At 54.7% G+C, this 17,174-nt stretch carries 16 protein-coding genes and 1 tRNA gene; 5 read left to right on the forward strand and 12 right to left on the reverse strand.

Annotated elements, in window-relative coordinates:
* Together HMPREF1153_RS12970 and HMPREF1153_RS10240 are read left to right on the forward strand one after the other, a co-directional pair.
* Positions 1–1,245 (forward strand): tetratricopeptide repeat protein (locus tag HMPREF1153_RS12970; RefSeq protein ID WP_009646880.1); only part of this gene is annotated, 1,245 nt, incomplete at its 5' end.
* Between the two features lie 56 nt (positions 1,246–1,301).
* Positions 1,302–2,234: a PRC-barrel domain-containing protein gene (locus HMPREF1153_RS10240; protein WP_009646884.1), complete on the forward strand. Its 933-nt coding sequence runs from the start codon at positions 1,302–1,304 to the stop codon at positions 2,232–2,234.
* A 342-nt stretch (positions 2,235–2,576) separates the two neighbouring features.
* Here HMPREF1153_RS10240 and HMPREF1153_RS10245 read toward each other — a convergent pair whose 3' ends face one another.
* From HMPREF1153_RS10245 to msrB, 4 genes are all read right to left on the reverse strand, one after another.
* Positions 2,577–3,590: a permease gene (locus HMPREF1153_RS10245; protein WP_009646883.1), complete on the reverse strand. Its 1,014-nt coding sequence runs from the start codon at positions 3,588–3,590 to the stop codon at positions 2,577–2,579.
* An 81-nt stretch (positions 3,591–3,671) separates the two neighbouring features.
* Complete coding sequence (locus HMPREF1153_RS12470; RefSeq protein WP_037365557.1) at positions 3,672–3,989, reverse strand: ArsR/SmtB family transcription factor; 318 nt, start codon at positions 3,987–3,989, stop codon at positions 3,672–3,674.
* A 564-nt stretch (positions 3,990–4,553) separates the two neighbouring features.
* Positions 4,554–5,363 carry a PD-(D/E)XK nuclease family transposase gene (locus HMPREF1153_RS10250; RefSeq protein WP_009646879.1) on the reverse strand — a complete coding sequence of 270 codons (810 nt, stop codon included), beginning with the start codon at positions 5,361–5,363 and terminating at the stop codon, positions 4,554–4,556.
* A 159-nt stretch (positions 5,364–5,522) separates the two neighbouring features.
* Entirely contained in the window at positions 5,523–6,638 is a 1,116-nt protein-coding gene (gene msrB / locus HMPREF1153_RS10255; protein WP_009646878.1) for a peptide-methionine (R)-S-oxide reductase MsrB, read from the reverse strand.
* A 255-nt stretch (positions 6,639–6,893) separates the two neighbouring features.
* Here msrB and HMPREF1153_RS10260 point away from each other — a divergent pair, with 255 nt between their 5' ends.
* The 3 genes from HMPREF1153_RS10260 to HMPREF1153_RS10270 all read left to right on the forward strand — a co-directional run bounded on the left by HMPREF1153_RS10260 (position 6,894) and on the right by HMPREF1153_RS10270 (position 9,061).
* Positions 6,894–8,216 (forward strand): TrkH family potassium uptake protein, encoded by a 1,323-nt coding sequence (locus tag HMPREF1153_RS10260; protein WP_006190600.1) that lies wholly within the window; start codon positions 6,894–6,896, stop codon positions 8,214–8,216.
* A gap of 10 nt (positions 8,217–8,226) precedes the next feature.
* The gene (locus tag HMPREF1153_RS10265; RefSeq protein ID WP_009646898.1) at positions 8,227–8,880 is read left to right on the forward strand and encodes a potassium channel family protein; all 654 of its coding nucleotides are present in this window, start codon (positions 8,227–8,229) and stop codon (positions 8,878–8,880) included.
* A 104-nt stretch (positions 8,881–8,984) separates the two neighbouring features.
* Positions 8,985–9,061 (forward strand) — tRNA-Arg (locus tag HMPREF1153_RS10270).
* Positions 9,062–9,126: 65 nt separating this feature from the next.
* Here the strand turns inward: HMPREF1153_RS10270 and HMPREF1153_RS10275 are convergent.
* From HMPREF1153_RS10275 to HMPREF1153_RS10310, 8 genes are all read right to left on the reverse strand, one after another.
* The gene (locus HMPREF1153_RS10275; protein ID WP_009646893.1) at positions 9,127–10,005 is read right to left on the reverse strand and encodes a diguanylate cyclase domain-containing protein; all 879 of its coding nucleotides are present in this window, start codon (positions 10,003–10,005) and stop codon (positions 9,127–9,129) included.
* Between the two features lie 186 nt (positions 10,006–10,191).
* Entirely contained in the window at positions 10,192–10,620 is a 429-nt protein-coding gene (sufU, locus tag HMPREF1153_RS10280; protein WP_009646890.1) for a Fe-S cluster assembly sulfur transfer protein SufU, read from the reverse strand.
* A complete protein-coding gene (locus HMPREF1153_RS10285; RefSeq protein WP_009646897.1) occupies positions 10,617–11,846 on the reverse strand; it encodes a cysteine desulfurase in 1,230 nt (409 codons plus the stop codon). Before HMPREF1153_RS10285 ends, sufU begins: the two co-directional genes overlap by 4 nt.
* Positions 11,836–12,672 (reverse strand): SufB/SufD family protein, encoded by an 837-nt coding sequence (locus tag HMPREF1153_RS10290; protein WP_009646889.1) that lies wholly within the window; start codon positions 12,670–12,672, stop codon positions 11,836–11,838. The genes HMPREF1153_RS10285 and HMPREF1153_RS10290 overlap by 11 nt, the downstream gene beginning before the upstream one ends.
* Positions 12,673–12,685: 13 nt before the next feature.
* Positions 12,686–14,092, reverse strand: coding sequence for a Fe-S cluster assembly protein SufB (sufB, locus tag HMPREF1153_RS10295; protein WP_009646892.1), 1,407 nt, complete (start codon positions 14,090–14,092; stop codon positions 12,686–12,688).
* A gap of 10 nt (positions 14,093–14,102) precedes the next feature.
* On the reverse strand, positions 14,103–14,858 hold the full coding sequence (gene sufC / locus HMPREF1153_RS10300; RefSeq protein WP_009646899.1) for a Fe-S cluster assembly ATPase SufC: 756 nt from the start codon (positions 14,856–14,858) through the stop codon (positions 14,103–14,105).
* 252 nt (positions 14,859–15,110) lie between these two features.
* The gene (locus HMPREF1153_RS10305; protein ID WP_009646904.1) at positions 15,111–15,782 is read right to left on the reverse strand and encodes a response regulator; all 672 of its coding nucleotides are present in this window, start codon (positions 15,780–15,782) and stop codon (positions 15,111–15,113) included.
* Positions 15,779–17,122, reverse strand: a complete 1,344-nt coding sequence (locus HMPREF1153_RS10310) for a type II secretion system protein GspD (protein ID WP_009646888.1) — start codon at positions 17,120–17,122, stop codon at positions 15,779–15,781. Before HMPREF1153_RS10310 ends, HMPREF1153_RS10305 begins: the two co-directional genes overlap by 4 nt.
* Positions 17,123–17,174 lie beyond the last annotated feature (52 nt).

Here is a 17,174-nt window from a genome sequence, read left to right on the forward strand (position 1 = left end):
GAAGTCGAGGCAACTGGGGCAAATGCTGAAGAAGCGACCGACGAAGCCGAGGCGGCTGAGGCAAATGCCGAAGAAGCGACCGACGAAGCCGAGGCAACTGGGGCAAATGCTGAAGAAGCGACCGACGAAGTCGAGGCGGCTGCGACAACTGCTGAAAAAGCGACCGACGAAGTCGAGGCAACTGGGGCAAATGCTGAAGAAGCGACCGACGAAGCCGAGGCGGCTGAGGCAAATGCTGAAGAAGCGACCGACGAAGCCGAGGCAACTGGGGCAAATGCTGAAGAAGCGACCGACGAAGTCGAGGCGGCTGCGACAACTGCTGAAAAAGCGACCGACGAAGTCGAGGCAACTGGGGCAAATGCTGAAGAAGATGCCGACGAAGTCGAGGCAACTGAGCCAACTGCCGAAGGAGCGGCCGACGAAGTCGCGGCGACTGAGGCAAATGCTGAAGAAGCGACCGACGAAGCCGAGGCAACTGGGGCAAATGCTGAAGAAGCGACCGACGAAGTCGAGGCGGCTGCGACAACTGCTGAAAAAGCGACCGACGAAGTCGAGGCAACTGGGGCAAATGCTGAAGAAGATGCCGACGAAGTCGAGGCAACTGAGCCAACTGCCGAAGGAGCGGCTGACGAAGTCGCGGCGACTGAGGCAACTGCTGAAGAAGATGCCGACGAAGGCGAAGCGGCTGAAGCAAATGCTGAAGAAGCGGCTGACGAAGTCGAGGCAGATGAGGCAACCGCCGAAGAGACTGCTGACGAAGCCGTCGATGAGGAAGATCTTGACCTCGAGCCTGCGGTACTGCCCAGCGAAGAAGAACGCCGGCGTGCCAAGGACGAGCTTAAGGAGCTCACCGAAGCCGTCGGCCGCCTCCACTCGATGGATGATTATCTCGACTATGCAGACAGAGAGTCGCGGGAGCATCACCCCCGTCGTGCCGTCTTCGCCTACAAGCAGGCGCTCGGCATCTACTGGAACGATGATTACGCACCGTTCATCGCCATCAACCTTGGCAATACCTACAAGGAAATGGGCGATTATGAAGCTGCAAGCGAAACCTACGAGGCGGCGCTCACGCTTCCAGCAACGCAAAAAAGTGTTGCCATGCAGCAGGAATTCCACCGAAGTGTCGGCTACCTGCGCACCGTCCAACATATCTTGGCAAGCCACGGAATTGCCCATACGCCCTTTGCGCAAATACCGCCTGAAATCTCTGCGGAGATCGAAAGCGCCGCTCAAGAGGCATAAGGATACAACTCCGATATAGAGAAAGAAAAACCTATCACACACAGGGGGAAATATCTATGAAGACAAGTGCAGAAATCTTAGGATTGCCCGTGATCAGCATCACCGAGGGCCGCGAGCTCGGCATGAGCAAGACCCTGCTCATCGACGCCAAGAACGGCGCCGTCGCCGCCATCACGATCGAGGATGACGACTGGTATCGCGGCGTCAAGCTCATCCCATTTGAAAGCGTCATCGCCGTTGGCGCCGACGCCATCACGATCACAAACAGCGAGAACATCCTGACGCTTGAGGACGCCGTCGACTTCGAGAACCTGCTCGACGAGAACGTGCGCATCATCGGCACGAAGGCGATCACGAAGGCAGGTACGATCCAAGGTTCTGTCAGCGAGATCTACGTCGGCGACGACGGCAAGGTCGTGCAGTGTGAGATTTCCGACCCGCAGGGAAATTTCCTCGACAACATCTCCGCCGAGCAAATTTCCATCTTCGGCAAGCAGGTCACGGTCATCGACAGCGGCAGCGTAACAGCGACCGCATCTCCTGCCATGCCCGCAACCGAAGCTCCTGCAGCTCCCGCCTTTGAAGCTGCTCCGACATTCGCCGAAACGCCCGCCGCTGAGCCATCTGCCGAGTCCGTTCCCGAGCCTGCGCCCGAGACGCCTGCAGTTCCTGATATGTCCACGGCAGAGCCGACGGAAGAGCCGACGCCCGAATCCGTCGCCGAACCCGCTGCCGAGACGCCCGCCGAAGCTCCTGCACCAGAGCCGGCAGCTGCGCCTGAAACCGCGGAAGACCCTGCGGAAAAGGCAGCCGCCAAGGCGACCGAGGACAGGCATCGCCGCTTCCTGCTCAACAAGAAGGCATCGCGCCGCATCACGACCGACACGGGCGTCGTCATCGTCGAAGCCGGCGGCGACATCACCGAAGAGGTTCTCCAGAAAGCGAAGCTCGCCAACAAAATCATCGAGCTTTCGATGAACGTGCAGTAAGAAGGAAAAGAAAATCCCCCGACACGGCAACATGCCGCTTCGGGGGATTTCTGGTTTACCATGAAGCCCCAAGAGGTCAAGCCGTACGACCACATTCTTATAACGGCTATCGTACGCCATTCGAAGCGAGGTATTCGACATAAGTTGATTGGACACTCGTGTTACAACAACGCTTGACCACAACACTTTTATCCCCACCATTATCCGGGAACAAGCAATAAGGCAAACTATCCGTTGTACGGTGCTTTATGACGCAAGCACAACACCTCCCATGATTTTGGCACGATATTTTAGGACAAATACATTCTTTTACATTTTCGCAGTGTATTTTTCTACCTCATTTCAAATTAGTATTGGCTGAATGGCGTTAAAGAGATAGCCAACCAGTATAATTCCGACCATACAGATTGCGATAAAAATCCATAAAAGTTTAGGTTTTACAGCTTTACGAAGCATAATCATTGAAGGCAGGGACAAAGTGGTAACGCCCATCATAAAAGATAAAACAACGCCCAACAATGCTCCCTTTGCCAGTAGTGCTTCTGCAATCGGAATTGTTCCAAAAATATCTGCATACATGGGTACTCCGGCAATAGTTGCGATAATTACACCAAATGGGTTATTAGCTCCGAGTATCTTAACAATGATTTCTTCTGGTATCCAGTTATGAATAATAGCCCCGATACCTACACCGATCAAGACATAAGGTGCAACCTTTTTCGCAGTAGATACATCCTGTTCCCATGCAAAATGAAGTCTATCCTTAAAGTGCAATTCTTCCTGCGGAATATCAACGGATTTTCCATTTTTAATGTATTCCTCTACTTCATTTTCAAGGTGTAGTTTTTCGATTAAACTCCCTCCTGCAACAGCAATTATAAGTCCGAGCAGAACATACACGATTGCCACTTTCCAGCCAAATATGCTCATAAGGAGTACAAGAGAGCCGAGGTCTACCATAGGAGAAGAAATTAAAAAAGAAAACGTAACACCCAGCGGCAGCCCGGCACTGGTAAAACCGATAAATATTGGAATGGACGAACAAGAACAAAACGGCGTAACTGTTCCCAAAAGGGCAGCTATCATATTTGCCCCTATTCCTCGAAATCTCCCTAATATCTTTTTGGTTCTCTCCGGCGGGAAATAACTTTGAATATACGAAATTATCAAAATTAAAACGCCCAGCAATAGCATAATTTTTATGGTGTCGTAGATGAAAAACTGAACGCTTCCCCCTAACCGAGTTTCAGTAGATAGACCACACGCTTCTAACAGATTTCCTATCAGTTGGTTTAGCCATTTCATACCGAGGATTTCATTCTGAAAGAAATCCCAAACACTTTTTAGTGCCTGCATATCCTAACCTCTCTTTCTTATAAATCAAGAATTTTCGATTTGATATTCCTAAAAAAAACCGTTGCCATATTGGAACGGCTTTTAGGTGTTTGAACACTTATTACAACTCATATTTGTTTCGTCAATAGCAATCGTATCTTTCAATAAAGCCAGTACCTTTTCACTGCCTTGCTTGCTGATTTGATAATGTGTCCATTTACCGTCCTCACGACCTGTCACAATACCTGCTTCACATAGAATTTTCATGTGATAGGAAAGCGAAGATTGAGGCATATTCACTTCATCGGTTAAAGTGCAAGTACACTTTTCTCCATTCTGCAAAAGTTCTAAAATGCGTAATCTACGCTCATCACTTAAAGCTTTAAAAATTTTTGCTCTTTCCTCATAAATAGTTGCCATGCTCTCACCTCAAATCCAAATTTCTTGATTTAAGTATATGCTTCAAATCGAAAAAAATCAATATGAAATTATAATTTTTCTAAATTTTAATAAACAGATACGGAATAATCGGGGCTGCTGTCTGCAAAATTCTTGTGTGTTACTTTGCCGCACATGAGCATTATAGCACGGGATGTCACTATGGATTTTGTTTTTGTTTAGCTGTTCAACTTCATTTTACAATTAACCCTCAGATAAAAGCATCATTCTTAATAGAATATGAAAACCGAAGAATTTCGCACACCGGATATCTCTGGCAAATTTTCCCTCGGGTGAAGTTTTGAATAAGGCAACATGTCTCAAAGTGAGACACAGCAGGTTTTCATCTTATACGCAGGTCGTTCCTGCCCAACATTCAACCTCTTCCTGCATCAACGGTACAGAGGAACCCCCTCTCCATAAATGTCGTTTTCATGTTTCCAGAAGGTCGGAATTTTTAGCAACAAAAACCCGAGAGATTCCACACACTGAATGCAACCAGTGGCCTTCTCTCGGGCAAAATGTTGAGGAACAAGCGATCTTCTCTTATGCTCCTGTTGACCCTGCCAATCGTTCAACTTCTTCCTGGGGCAACTGTGTTGCTTCAGCAATCTGGGAAAGTGTGAGTTTCCCCAAAGCAATTAAAGCCGTCGCCGTTCGACGAGCCGATTCCATACGCCCCTCTTCCAATTTCTTCTCTCCGAATTTCTCCATCAATTCGCACATGGTATGTACCCCCTCTGCTTCTGCCTTAAAATAGTCGGCTCTTTCAGCCAGCTCCTTATAATTCATCTTGTTTGGATTCTCGCAGAAAAAATCCTGCATCAATCGCCCGAGCGGCGTATCATCATGATTCGCACCATTGACGTAGAGGATATGCGCCCCATCATCAAACGGTCGCTGAAGCTCCTCTATGATTCGATCCACATGGTAAAGCGGACAACCCGTTCCATAGATGTCGTTTTCTGTAATGAAGATCACCCATGTCTCTGGAAGTTCAGAGAACTCCGCTCCTTTTGCCAGTTCCCGCGAATCCATCATGCTGCTGTTGTAGCGTGCCCGATGCGGAGCGGCACCCTCGTTGGCACGCTGTACCTCGCAGTCATAGAGCTTTCCCTCGCTGTCCTCCGCCAAAACATCAAAACGCACGCCGCGACCATAGAGATTATCCGCACTCTGCTGCGTGACGACATGCTTGACAACGAGATCGTCGCGGTCAAAGAAGATACGCAGCAGGAGCTGCATTCCCTCGACATAGTTGTCAAAACATACGTTGAAAAACGTATCGTCGATCAAGCGGAATTTTTGAATCAGCATATCATATTCCGCAGGAATGTCCTTCTTGATTATCCTCACCGCGCCTATAGCTTCCTCACCTTATTCTACTATCATAGTATGCACTATGCCAAAGATTGTCAAGGCTGAAAAGAAACGTGCGCCGCCGGGCGCACATCCAAAAAGAGCCGGGCGAAGATGAAATCCATCTTCGCCCGGCTCTTCCTTTTTCACAGCCTATCATTCATCCAGCAGCGGCAGATATGCACCGTAGCCCTGCGCTTCCATCTCTTCTTTCGGCACGAAGCGCAGAGAAGCGCTGTTGATGCAGTAGCGGATGCCGCCCAATTCCTTGGGACCGTCCTCAAAGACGTGCCCGAGGTGAGCGCCGCTCTTGGCTGCCGTGACCTCCGTGCGCACCATGCCGTGCGACGTATCCTCGTGCTCCGCGATGAGCGAGGCGTCGATCGGACGCGAGAAGGCCGGCCAGCCACAGCCCGAATCATACTTGTGCGTCGAAACGAAGAGCGGCTCCCCCGTCGTCACATCGCAATAGATTCCCGCGCGAAACTCATGATCGTATTCATTCTGAAACGGCGCTTCCGTCGCCTTCTCCTGCGTCACCTTGTACTGCATCGCCGTCAGGCGCTCCTTGAGTTCCTCGTCCGACGGCCTCGCATAAGACTTCTCCTTCTGCCCTTCCTTCGCCGCTTCGCTCTTCCCGCGCATGTCGGCCATCAACGAAAGCGGGATATGGCAGTAGCCGTCCGGATGCTTTTCGAGATACTTCTGATGCTCCTCTTCCGCGCGGTAAAAGTTCACGATTGGCCCCGTCTCTATGGCAATAGGCTTTTTCAACCTCTCCTCCAGGCGACGCAGCGAATCGCCGATCACAGCGACTTCCCCGTGCGCCCTGCCGCTCTTTGCCACATAGTAGATCCCCGAACGATACTGCTCACCGACATCGTTGCCCTGGCGGTTCTTCGCCGTCGGGTCGATGGACTCGTAAAACAGTTCCAACAGCTTTTCGAGCGGCAGAACCTTCGGATCATAGACGACATGCACGGCTTCGGCATGACCGCTGCCCGAGCATACCTCGCGATACGATGGACGCGCCGTGCGCCCGTTCGCGTAGCCGCTCTCCGCCGATATGACGCCGGGCGCAAGGCTCAAGTAATGCTCCGTGCCCCAGAAGCAGCCGCCCGCGAGGTAAATCTCCGCCTCGCCTTCTTGCGGCGTGTTCTTCTGCACGATTTCCTCAGGCATCTCAGCCATCGCTGCGGGCGCCGCCCCGCAGCCGCCCAGACAAAATGCAAGCCCCAAGGCGCAGATGATGCGTAAGGATGGAATTTTCATAGGTACCTCCCTCTAGGTCATGAAATGCACTTTCTTTTCTCCACTATACCACAGAAAACGAAAGATATGATAATAAGAGAATAAAAATTATTTAAGAATAATCCTGCTCTCTTGTGCCTCCGTATTTTTCCTTGCATAAACAAGAAAAGGAGCGTACAATAGGGACGTGCTTTTCAAAAACGCAGGCAAACACATGCGCGAAGACAGGCAGCTGAATTTATCCGGGATTCCTTTATTATAGAGCGAGGCTGTCTTATGAACATCATCGGTCTCTTGCGAAGGCTGTCGCCTTTCCGCATCATCATCTTGAGTTTCCTCGTCCTGATCCTCTGCGGCACAGGACTTCTGATGCTGCCTTGGGCAACGGCAAACGGCGAGGGCGCCTCCCTTTCGGACGCGCTCTTCACTGCCGTTTCCGCCAGCTGCGTGACAGGACTCACCGCCGTGGACACCGCTTCCTACTGGACGCTTTTCGGTCAGCTCGTCATCCTCGCCATGATTCAAGTCGGCGGCTTCGGCGTCATCACAGTCGCCGTTTCTCTCGCCGCTCTTTCCGGACAGCGCATCGGACTCATGCAGCGCAGCCTTTCCAAGGAAGCTGTCTCAGCGCCGCAGCTCGGCGGCATCGTGCCGCTCCTCTACTTCATTCTGCGCTTGACTTTCTTCATCGAATTTCTCGGCGCGCTCTTCCTCGCCCCTTCTTTTTGCCAAAAAGTCGGCCTCGTGCGCGGCATTTACTTCGCCGTCTTTCACTCCATCTCATCCTTCTGCAATGCGGGCTTCGACCTCTTCGGCAATTCCTTGATGGACTTCGCTGCCGACCCCGTCGTAAACATCACGGTCATGCTCCTCATCATCGCCGGCGGCCTCGGCTTCACCACCTGGGCGGACATACGTCTGAACCGCAGAAATTTTCGCGCCTACAGCCTGCAAAGCAAGATCGCCCTCACGATGACGGCAGTCCTCATCCTTGTTCCTGCGCTTTTCTTCTTTTTCTTCGAGCTTGATCCCGGCGTTTCCACGGGCGAACACTTCCTGATCTCCCTCTTTCAATCCGTCACGACCCGCACTGCCGGCTACAATACGATCGACATCAAAGACTTCAGCGAGACGGGACGCGCCGCTCTCATCGTCCTGATGCTCATCGGCGGCTCTCCCGGCTCCACGGCGGGCGGCATCAAGACGACGACGGCTTTCACCTTGTTCGCCATCATGATCGCCACCTTTCAGCTCAAAGAGAATCCGACCTGCTTCTCTCGTCGTCTTTCGCCCGAAACCCAGCGTCACGCCGTCACCATCCTCATGATGTATCTGCTGCTTTTTGCCTCCGGCAGCGTGCTGCTCAACCTCATCGACGACATCCGCTTGATTGACAGCGCTTTTGAGACGGCTTCCGCGTTGGGGACCGTCGGTCTTTCCATCGGCGTCACCGAGGATCTTGGCCCGCTTTCCAAATGCGTCATGATGATTTTAATGTTCTTCGGACGCATCGGCGGCCTCACGGTCATCTTTGCGGCACACGCGCGCGGCCGGCACGAATCCGGACGCCGCCCGGAGGAACGAATCACCATCGGATAGGAGGAACATCATGAAATCCATCCTGCTCATCGGTCTCGGCCGCTTCGGCCGCCACATTGCCGAAAAGCTGCACGACATGCAGCATGCGGTCCTCGCCGTCGACCACGACGAAGACCGTGTAAATCGCATACTGCCGCTCGTGACGAATGCGCTCATCGCCGACAGCACCAATGCAGACTTTCTGCAGTCTCTCGACATCCCCAGCTTCGATGTCTGCATCGTCGCCATCGGCGATGACTTTCAGAGCTCCCTCGAAACGACCTCGCTCCTCAAGGAGTTCGGCGCTCGCTATGTCGTAGCACGCGCTTCGCGTGACATTCATGAGAAATTTCTGCTGCGAAACGGCGCGGACGAAACCGTCTACCCCGAGCGCCAACTCGCCCTTTGGACGGCCATCCGCTGCGGTTCCAACCACATCCTCGACTACTTCCCGCTCAGCGACGAATACGCCATCTACGAAGTGCCCGTGCCCAAAGCATGGGAAGGGAAAAGCATCATCGAGCTTGATATCCGCCGCCGTCATCACCTGAACATCCTCGGCATCAAAGCAGGCGACCGCATCGACCTCAATATCTCCGCCCAAACCATCCTCGCCGCCAATGCCGCCGTCCTTGTCGCAGGCAAGCAGGAAGACGTCGACCACGCACTTCGGAAAAATGATTGACTGTTCCGAGCAGAAAAACCATGCCGAACATCTCGCCCCGTTCCTTTGCCCGCTTTTAACGCTTGCATATTCGCGCTTCTTCTGCTAGAATATACACATTGCCTGCGGTCGTAGCTCAGCTGGATAGAGCATCTGCCTCCTAAGCAGGGGGTCGCGCGTTCGAATCGCGCCGATCGCACCATGAAAATAAAGCCTGCACCTCTTTGGAGGGCAGGCTTTTTTGCTGCATATTGATCTGCTGCACACTCAGAGAAGCGGCGCCTTTTTCCTCGCTGCGTTGAGAAGGTCGCGGCAGCGTATGCCTTCCTCCGGCGAATAGGCGAGCGTGATGCGGCACTTCATGCCGTACTTTCCATATTCCGCATTTCCCGGACGGAAAATCGCTTCGATGCCCTTGACGTTCAGTTCCAAAAGCGGCTTGCTCGTCACATCGCGCACAAAGACGGCGAACGCGCCATCGCCAAGATGCGCAAGCACATCGCCCGAGCGGAACTTACCGCCGATGGAGTTGCAAAGCCTCACGAGAAGCGTTTCCGCGCCGCGCTTTCCCAGACGCTTTTCCAAATCCCCATAGCAATCCAAACGCACGAGGACGAGTGCATTGATATCCTTCTTTCCTTCACCTGTAAGAAAACGGTCGGCTTCCTTGAGCAAGCCGTTCTCGTTAGCAACGCCCGTAACGGAATCAAGTTCGGAGCGGAAGCGTCCACCTTCCTTCGCCGCATCATGCAGGCGGTCTGTGCGCCACATGACGCCGCGCACGGTGCCCAAGTGTCCGTATTCATCGTTCTCCTGCTCGATGACAAACTTGTACCACGAGTACTTGCCCGTCGGGGGATTCCCCATGTCGAGCAGGAAACTGTCGCGTTCCGTATTCTGGCCCGAGAAGAAGGCGATCATCTGCTCGAGGAAATCCGGATGTACCATCAGACGCCGCTCGGCGTTCATCGTGCGGCGAAAACCCACGATCTCACGAGCCTGCATACCGCCGCGCACCAAGCGAAAGGACATCGTATCCGTCTTCAGTTCGTAGCTGAACAAGATAGCGCCGAGCTTTTGCAAGAGAAGCTTGACGCATTGATTTTGATAGTGTGTTTCGGGAATATCCGCCTTATACTGCCACATTGCCTATACCCCCTCTTGGCAATCCCTTACTAACCAAAGCAAGGCTTTCCGAAAAACATATCATGGGATATGAACCCACTTCATTACTTATTTCGTTATTTTCACGCTTTTTGTTAAACGATTTCTTCTTGATTGCGATGAAAAAAGCCGCCCCGACATCAAAACGATGCAGGAGCGGCTTCTTCCTTATTCCTTTTTAAGCGCCGTATCAAGCGTGTGCCACGAAAGCACGGCGCACTTGACGCGTGCGGGCATGTGCGAGACGCCTTCAAGCGCGGCAGCCTCGTCGAGTTCTTCTAGTTCTTCCTCCGAGAGCTTTCTGCCCTTGATCATCGAGATGAAGAGATCGGCGAGATGGTGCGCTTCTTCAACGCTCTTGCCCTTGACGAGGTCGATCATCATTGAGGTAGAAGCCTGCGAGATGGCACAGCCGACGCCCGTGAAGGCAGCGTCCTTGATCTTGCCCGCCTCGACGATGAGCTCCAACGTGATCTCGTCACCGCACGAGGGATTGTGCCCGCGCTCCTTGATCGTCGCGCCCGCAAGTTCATGCTTATTTTCCGTCGAGCGGCTGTGCTCGGCGATCAGCTCCGTATAGATGTCCGTAAGGCTCATAGATGCATCACCTTCCTGACCTCTTTCAAGGCTTCGATCCAGCGGTCAACATCCGTCTTCGTATTGTAGAGGTAGAAGCTCGCGCGGCATGTGGCGTTCTGCCCGAGATACTTCATCAGGGGCTGGGCGCAGTGGTGGCCGGCACGCACGGCAACACCGAAGGAGTCAAGGATCGTCGCGACGTCGTGCGGATGGACGTCCTTGACGTTGAACGTGATGATGCCCGTCTTCAAGGCAGGGTCGGCGTCGCAGCCGTAAAGCTCGACGAAGGGGATCTCGCGCAATTTGGGCAGCGCGTAGTTCACAAGTTCCTGCTCGATGCGGCGCACGGTGTCGAAGCCCGTCTTTTCGAGGTATTCGATGGCGGCGCGAAGGCCTGCTGCGCCGCCGACGTTCTGCGTGCCCGCCTCAAACTTCTGCGGCAGCTCGGCGAACGTCGTCTCCTGCTCGGTGACATACTCGATCATGTCGCCGCCGCGCAAAAACGGCGGCATGGCATCGAGCAAGGCCTCCTTGCCGTAGAGCACGCCGATGCCCATGGGCGAGAGCAGTTTGTGCCCCGAAAACGCGAAGAAGTCGCAGTCCATATCCTGCACATCGACCGCCATGTGCGCCGCGCTCTGCGAGCCGTCGACGAGGATCACGGCGCCGTTTTCGTGCGCGACGGCGGCAATCTCCTTGACAGGATTGATGAGGCCGAGGACGTTCGAGACTTCCGTGACGGCGACAATCTTCGTCTTCTTCGTAATCTTCTTCTTCGCTTCCTCGACGGAGAGCCTGCCGTCCTTTTCGAGGTACATGTACTTCAAGACAGCGCCCTTCGCCTGAGCGACCATCTGCCACGGCACGAGGTTCGAGTGATGCTCGGCGATGGAGATGACGATCTCGTCGCCCGCCTCGACATTCGCGAGACCGTAGCTGTAGGCGACGAGGTTCAGCGCCTCTGTCGCGTTCTTCGTGAAGATGATCTCCTGCGGCAGGCGCGCATGGATGAAGGAGCGCGTCGCGGCACGCGTGTACTCGTAGATGTCCGTCGCCTTGACGGAGAGCGCGTACGCGCCCCGATGCGGGTTCGCGTTGCAGCCGCCGTAATAACCGCAGATCGCCTGAATGACCTCGTTCGGCTTCTGCGTCGTCGCGCCGTTGTCGAGGTAGACGAGCGGCTGATTGTTCATCTTGTGCGTGAGCAAGGGAAAATCCTTGCGAATGTCTTCCTCAGTCCGCATCTCCGATCCTCCCTTCGATGGAAGCGGCGATCTCCTCCTTGAGCGCTTCGTCCGAGATGCGCGCGAGCACGGGGAAGAGATCGGCCTCGACGACGAGGCGCCGCGCCTCGGCGAGATCGAGTCCGCGGCTCATCAAATAGAAGAGCTTCGCCTCGTCCATCTTGCCGATGCTCACGGCATGATGTCCGTCAACGTCACCCTCGCCTGAGAGCATCAGCGGCACGGAGCGATTGCGCACGCCGGGCGAGAGGACAATGACGTCCTCGTTCTCGCGACCGACGGAGCCAGCTGAACCTGCGATGAAGTCGAGCGTGCCGCGAAACACCTTCTGCGCCTCGTCCATCAATGCGCCCTTGACCTGCATATTTGCGTCCGTATGCTCGCCCCTCTGGCGCACGAGATAGTTGAAGTCGAACTTGCGTTTCTTGTCAGCGAAGTAAAAGGCCGCGATATCCGCTGCGGCGTCCTTTCCCGCAAGCTCGACGGAAAGCTTCGATACGAGCTCGTTCGCGCCGACCTCAAAGATCGTATAGGAGAATGCGCCGCCCTCTTCGACGCACACCTTGACGTCGTCGGCATGGTCTTCCCCTTCGGGCACGAGCTGCACCTTGACGAGGGAAAGCGTTCCGCCTGCCTCAACATGCGCCTCGATCTCGGCATGGCCGCCCTCCCGATAGATCTGGACGGCTTCCTTCTTCTCGCCCGCCTTCACATGGATCTTCTGCACTTCGGCGACATCGAGCCCTGCGGGCAGAGCCGCGCCGTTGACGCCGAGCCAGCGCCAAGTGCGCATGGGAATGGAGCTGAAAAGTTCTTGATTCTGCATATTCTTCCCCTCCTTAGCCCATCGTGCCTTCAAGCTCGATATTGACGAGATTGTTCATCTCAACGGCATATTCCAAAGGCAGTTCCTTCGCGATCGGCTCGACGAAACCTCGCACGATCATCGCGCGCGCCTCCTCCTCGTCGATGCCCCGGCTCGTCAGATAGTAGACCGCCTCGTCGCTGATGCGGCCGATCTTCGCCTCGTGCCCGATGTCCGCCTCATCGCCCTCGATGTCCATGGCAGGAAGCGTGTCGGAGCGCGAGATGCTGTCGAGCATCAGGGATTCGCAGTTGACCGAGCATTTCGTGAAAGGTGCATTCTTCGCTACCTTCACAGCGCTTCGGTAGATCGCCTTGCCGCCCGCCTTTGAGATCGAGCGCGTGTTGATCGTCGCCGATGTGTGCGGCGCCGTGTGGATGACCGTCGCGCCCGTGTCGAGCGTCTGCCCTTTCGACGCAAAGGTCACGCCCGTGAACTCGCAGCGTGCGCGCTCGCCGTGCAGAATGCTGCACGGGTAGAGCATGGAGACGTGCGAGCCAAAAGAGCCGGAGACCCACTCGATCAGGCCGTCTTTTTCAACGAGGGCGCGTTTCGTGTTGAGGTTCATCATGTTGCGCGACCAGTTCTCGATCGTCGAGTAGCGAAGCCGTGCCCCTTCCTTGACGAACAGTTCGACGCAGCCTGCATGGAGATTCGTCACATTGTATTTCGGCGCCGAGCAGCCCTCGATGAAGTGCAGGTTCGCGCCTTTTTCCACGATGATCAGCGTGTGTTCGAACTGCCCCGCGCCCGGCGCGTTGAGCCGGAAATACGACTGCAATGGAATCTCCACATTGACGCCCTCGGGCACGTAGACGAAGGAGCCGCCCGACCAGACGGCGCCGTGCAGCGCCGCGAACTTGTGATCCTTCGGCGGCACGAGCTTCATGAAGTACTTCTTGACCAACTCCTCGTGCTCGACGAGCGCCGTTTCCATATCGGTGTAGACGACGCCCTGCTTCACGAGGCTTTCCTGTATGCTGTGGTAGACGACTTCCGAATCGTACTGTGCGCCGACGCCCGCGAGCGACGTCTTCTCCGCTTCGGGGATGCCGAGTCGGTCGAACGTATCCTTGATGTCCTCGGGAACTTCCTTCCAGTTTCCCGTCATCTTCGCATCAGGGCGCACGTAGGTGACGATCTCATCCATATTCAGCTCTGAGAGATCCGGCCCCCACGAGGGAAGCGCCATCTTGTTGTACGTCTCGAGCGACTTCAGGCGGAACTCAAGCATCCAATCGGGATCGTGCTTCTGCTTCGCGATGTCGCGGATGATGTCCTCCGTCAGCCCCTGCTGCGCCTTGTAGACGGGGACGTCGTGGTTCTTGATGTCGTAGAGCGTGCGTTCGATGTCCTCCACAAAGGTTTTCTTCTTTGCCATCTCGCCCACCTCACTTTGCCGCAGCGTCGTCGAGGATGTGCGTGAAGCCGCGGCGGTTCACCTCGTCGATGAGTTCGGGGCCGCCCTCTTCGACGATCGTGCCACCGATGATGACATGCACGCGGTCGACCTTGAGCTTTTCCAGAATCTTCGAGTTGTGCGTGATGATGAGGCAGCTGTTGTCCGCCGTATGGTACTTCTCGATACCCGAGGAAACGATCTGTACGGCATCGACGTCGAGTCCCGAATCCGTCTCATCGAGCAGCGCGAGCTTCGGCGCGAGCATCAAAAGCTGCAGGATCTCATTGCGCTTCTTCTCGCCGCCCGAAAAGCCCACGTTCATGTAACGCTCGGCATACGAAGGATCGATCTTCAGCTCTTCCATCGTCTTTTTGAGTTCCTTCTTGAAAGCCATGATCTTGACCTTCTCGCCCGTCACCGCCTGCTTCGCCGTCCGAAGCATGTTCTCGACCGTGATGCCCGGGATCTCCTCGGGCGTCTGGAACGAGAGGAAGAGACCTTCCCTCGCGCGCTCGAACGTCTTCTTTTCCAGTAGGCTCTTGCCCTCGAAAGAAATATCGCCCGCCGTCACCTCGTACTTCGGATGACCCATGATGACGTTCATGAGCGTCGACTTGCCCGAGCCGTTCGGCCCTAGGATCACATGTACCTCGCCCTTGTTGATCGTCAGGCTGAGTTTCTTTAATATCGCTTTTCCCTCCACGCCTGCGGAGAGATTCTTGATGTTCAGCAATGCATCCGACATGATGATGCTCCTTTCTTCCGCACGGAATCTTTTGGCAATTCGCCGCCGTGCAACGCATTATGTTCAATCGCCTTCAAGAAGGTAGCGTCTTCTAAAGGTTTCATGGTATTTTACTCGGGATTTATTTCCTTTCATTTTAGGTGGTTTTATCATAAATGTCAATCCCATAAAGCAAAAGTCCTTGTAGATAATAATTATCATAAAAAGGCCGATGCATACGCTCCGTATGCATCGGCCGAAAATGCCTGCTGCTCATTCCAGCGTCATGATCTTATGCTTCAAGACATAGATCAGAGCCTGCGTGCGGTCGTTGACGTTGAGCTTGCGGAAGATATTCGTCAGATGGTTCTTGACCGTCTTCTCGCTGACGAAGAGCGCCTGCGCGATGTCCTGATTGCTGAAGCCCTTGGCAATACACGACAAGACGTCCATCTCACGCGAGGTTAAGCGCTCGGAGCGGCTCTCGCGCCACATCGTGCGCGCCTTCTCGTTGATGTTCTCATCCTCGGCGACGCCGCCGAAGAGACGCTCGGCGAGAGACGGGTAGACGAAAGCATTGCCCTCGTTGACGACGTGAATCGCCTTGATGAGCATCGAAGGCTCGACATCCTTAAGGAGATAGCCGAGGACGCCGTTTTTCAAGAGTTCAAGTACATAATTGTCACTGTCGTGAATCGTCAGCACGATGATCTTGGTCTTGGACTTCGCCGCCTGGAGCTGGCACGCCACCTCAAGACCCGACAGCCCGGGCATATTGAGGTCGAGGAGCAGCACGTCGGGCTGCAGAACGAGGGTTCTGGCAAGCGTCTCCTGCCCGTCCTCCGCCTCGCCGATGACCTCCAGGTCGTCTTCGAAATTCAGCACGCGTTTAACCCCCTGCCGAAGCAGCGCATGGTCGTCCGCGATCAAGATCTTGATTGTCATTGCCAAACATCCTTTCCTTTCCGCTCTGATTCCGCCGTTCCTTCGGCAGGAGAAAAAGTATCGCGCAAGATGTGCGCGGTCAAAAATATCATGATTTCCGAATCGGTCTTCGTGTGGCGCACGCTCTTGAAGAATGCGCCAAGTATGGGGATGTCACCCAAGAGCGGCACCTTTGCAAAAACGCGCGATTCCTCGCTGCCGATGAGCCCGCCAATGACCATGGTCTCGCCGTCTTTTAAGCGCACGGTCGTATCGGCCGAGCGCTCCTGGAACTTGTACGCCTTGAGGGCGTCGACGTAGACAGGAGAACTGACCTCCGTGTGAACCCGCGCCGTGATCTCGCCGTTTTCATGAATGCGCGGCGTATAGCGCAGGATGATGCCCGCCTTCTTATACGTTATCGAGGTCGTCACCGTAGAATTCGTCGTCTGCGTCTCGGGCACGGGCACGGAACCGCCGATGTTGATCACGGCTTCCCTGCCCTGCAGCGTCGTGATGTTCGGACGTGCCAAGACGTTTGCCTTGCCATCCGTGACGAGTGCCGCGATCTTCGCCCGATAGTAGAACTCATAGGGCTTTCCTTCGGGCGTCCTGCCGAAGCGGATGACGCCCGGCACCTCACCATCGATGCCTCTTCTTCCACCCTCCGAGCCGCCCTTCGCCGTGCCGTGCGAATCGATGGGCAGCGGCGACCAATCCCAGTCTACACCGAGTTCCTTCGCCGCGTTTTTCTCCAATGCGACGACACGCGCCTCCAAAGATACCTGCTCGGTAGGCACATCGAGCGAATGCAGCACAGCCTCAGCGCGTACCTTCTCCTCTTCTGTTCCATAGAAAAGCAGGGCATTTGTCGCACGGTCAATCAAAAGCCGCTCTCCCGTTCGGTAAAGCCCCTGCTCGCTTATATCTTCCTTCCCATTTTTCTTATTCTCGTCTATCGCGAAAATTCCTGCTTCTCCCAAAGATAATTTTACGGCAGCGAAAGCCGTATCAAGATCCGCATAGCGAACGGGCAGCACGTGCATGCGGTAAAAAGGCGTTGCCTCCTTCGCCGCGCGCACGAGAAGGACTTTTCCCTCATGCTGCACTACCAGCCCTTTCGCCTTGCCGATGAGCATCAGTGCTTCTTCCGGCTCAACATCCTTGAGGCTGAGGCTGATGCGTCCTTTCACAGAATCGTCAAGTATGAGGTCGAGTCCCGAAAGCCGGGCAATGGACGTCAGAATCGCCGTCACATCCGCATCAACAACTTCAAGCGTCAAGGGAGAAGCCGATGCCGGTGAAGAGCCGGCAAACCATGCGGCAAGGAAAAATGCACCGACTCTCGGCAAGCTGCCCATATCGAACTCCCTCCTTGGAGCACAAACAATCCTCTCCCAGCTCATCCCTTAG

Source organism: Selenomonas sp. CM52 (assembly GCF_000292955.1).
GTDB lineage: Bacteria > Bacillota > Negativicutes > Selenomonadales > Selenomonadaceae > Selenomonas.

Excerpts from the sequence above, each read along its gene's own strand:
- HMPREF1153_RS10240 (WP_009646884.1), top strand. The coding sequence starts at position 1,302 with ATGAAGACAAGTGCAGAAATCTTAGGATTGCCCGTGATCAGCATCACC.
- HMPREF1153_RS10245 (WP_009646883.1), bottom strand. The coding sequence starts at position 3,590 with ATGCAGGCACTAAAAAGTGTTTGGGATTTCTTTCAGAATGAAATCCTC.
- HMPREF1153_RS12470 (WP_037365557.1), bottom strand. The coding sequence starts at position 3,989 with ATGGCAACTATTTATGAGGAAAGAGCAAAAATTTTTAAAGCTTTAAGT.
- msrB (WP_009646878.1), bottom strand. The coding sequence starts at position 6,638 with ATGAAAATTCCATCCTTACGCATCATCTGCGCCTTGGGGCTTGCATTT.
- HMPREF1153_RS10260 (WP_006190600.1), top strand. The coding sequence starts at position 6,894 with ATGAACATCATCGGTCTCTTGCGAAGGCTGTCGCCTTTCCGCATCATC.
- HMPREF1153_RS10265 (WP_009646898.1), top strand. The coding sequence starts at position 8,227 with ATGAAATCCATCCTGCTCATCGGTCTCGGCCGCTTCGGCCGCCACATT.
- HMPREF1153_RS10275 (WP_009646893.1), bottom strand. The coding sequence starts at position 10,005 with ATGTGGCAGTATAAGGCGGATATTCCCGAAACACACTATCAAAATCAA.
- sufU (WP_009646890.1), bottom strand. The coding sequence starts at position 10,620 with ATGAGCCTTACGGACATCTATACGGAGCTGATCGCCGAGCACAGCCGC.
- HMPREF1153_RS10285 (WP_009646897.1), bottom strand. The coding sequence starts at position 11,846 with ATGCGGACTGAGGAAGACATTCGCAAGGATTTTCCCTTGCTCACGCAC.
- HMPREF1153_RS10290 (WP_009646889.1), bottom strand. The coding sequence starts at position 12,672 with ATGCAGAATCAAGAACTTTTCAGCTCCATTCCCATGCGCACTTGGCGC.
- sufB (WP_009646892.1), bottom strand. The coding sequence starts at position 14,092 with ATGGCAAAGAAGAAAACCTTTGTGGAGGACATCGAACGCACGCTCTAC.
- sufC (WP_009646899.1), bottom strand. The coding sequence starts at position 14,858 with ATGTCGGATGCATTGCTGAACATCAAGAATCTCTCCGCAGGCGTGGAG.
- HMPREF1153_RS10305 (WP_009646904.1), bottom strand. The coding sequence starts at position 15,782 with ATGACAATCAAGATCTTGATCGCGGACGACCATGCGCTGCTTCGGCAG.
- HMPREF1153_RS10310 (WP_009646888.1), bottom strand. The coding sequence starts at position 17,122 with ATGGGCAGCTTGCCGAGAGTCGGTGCATTTTTCCTTGCCGCATGGTTT.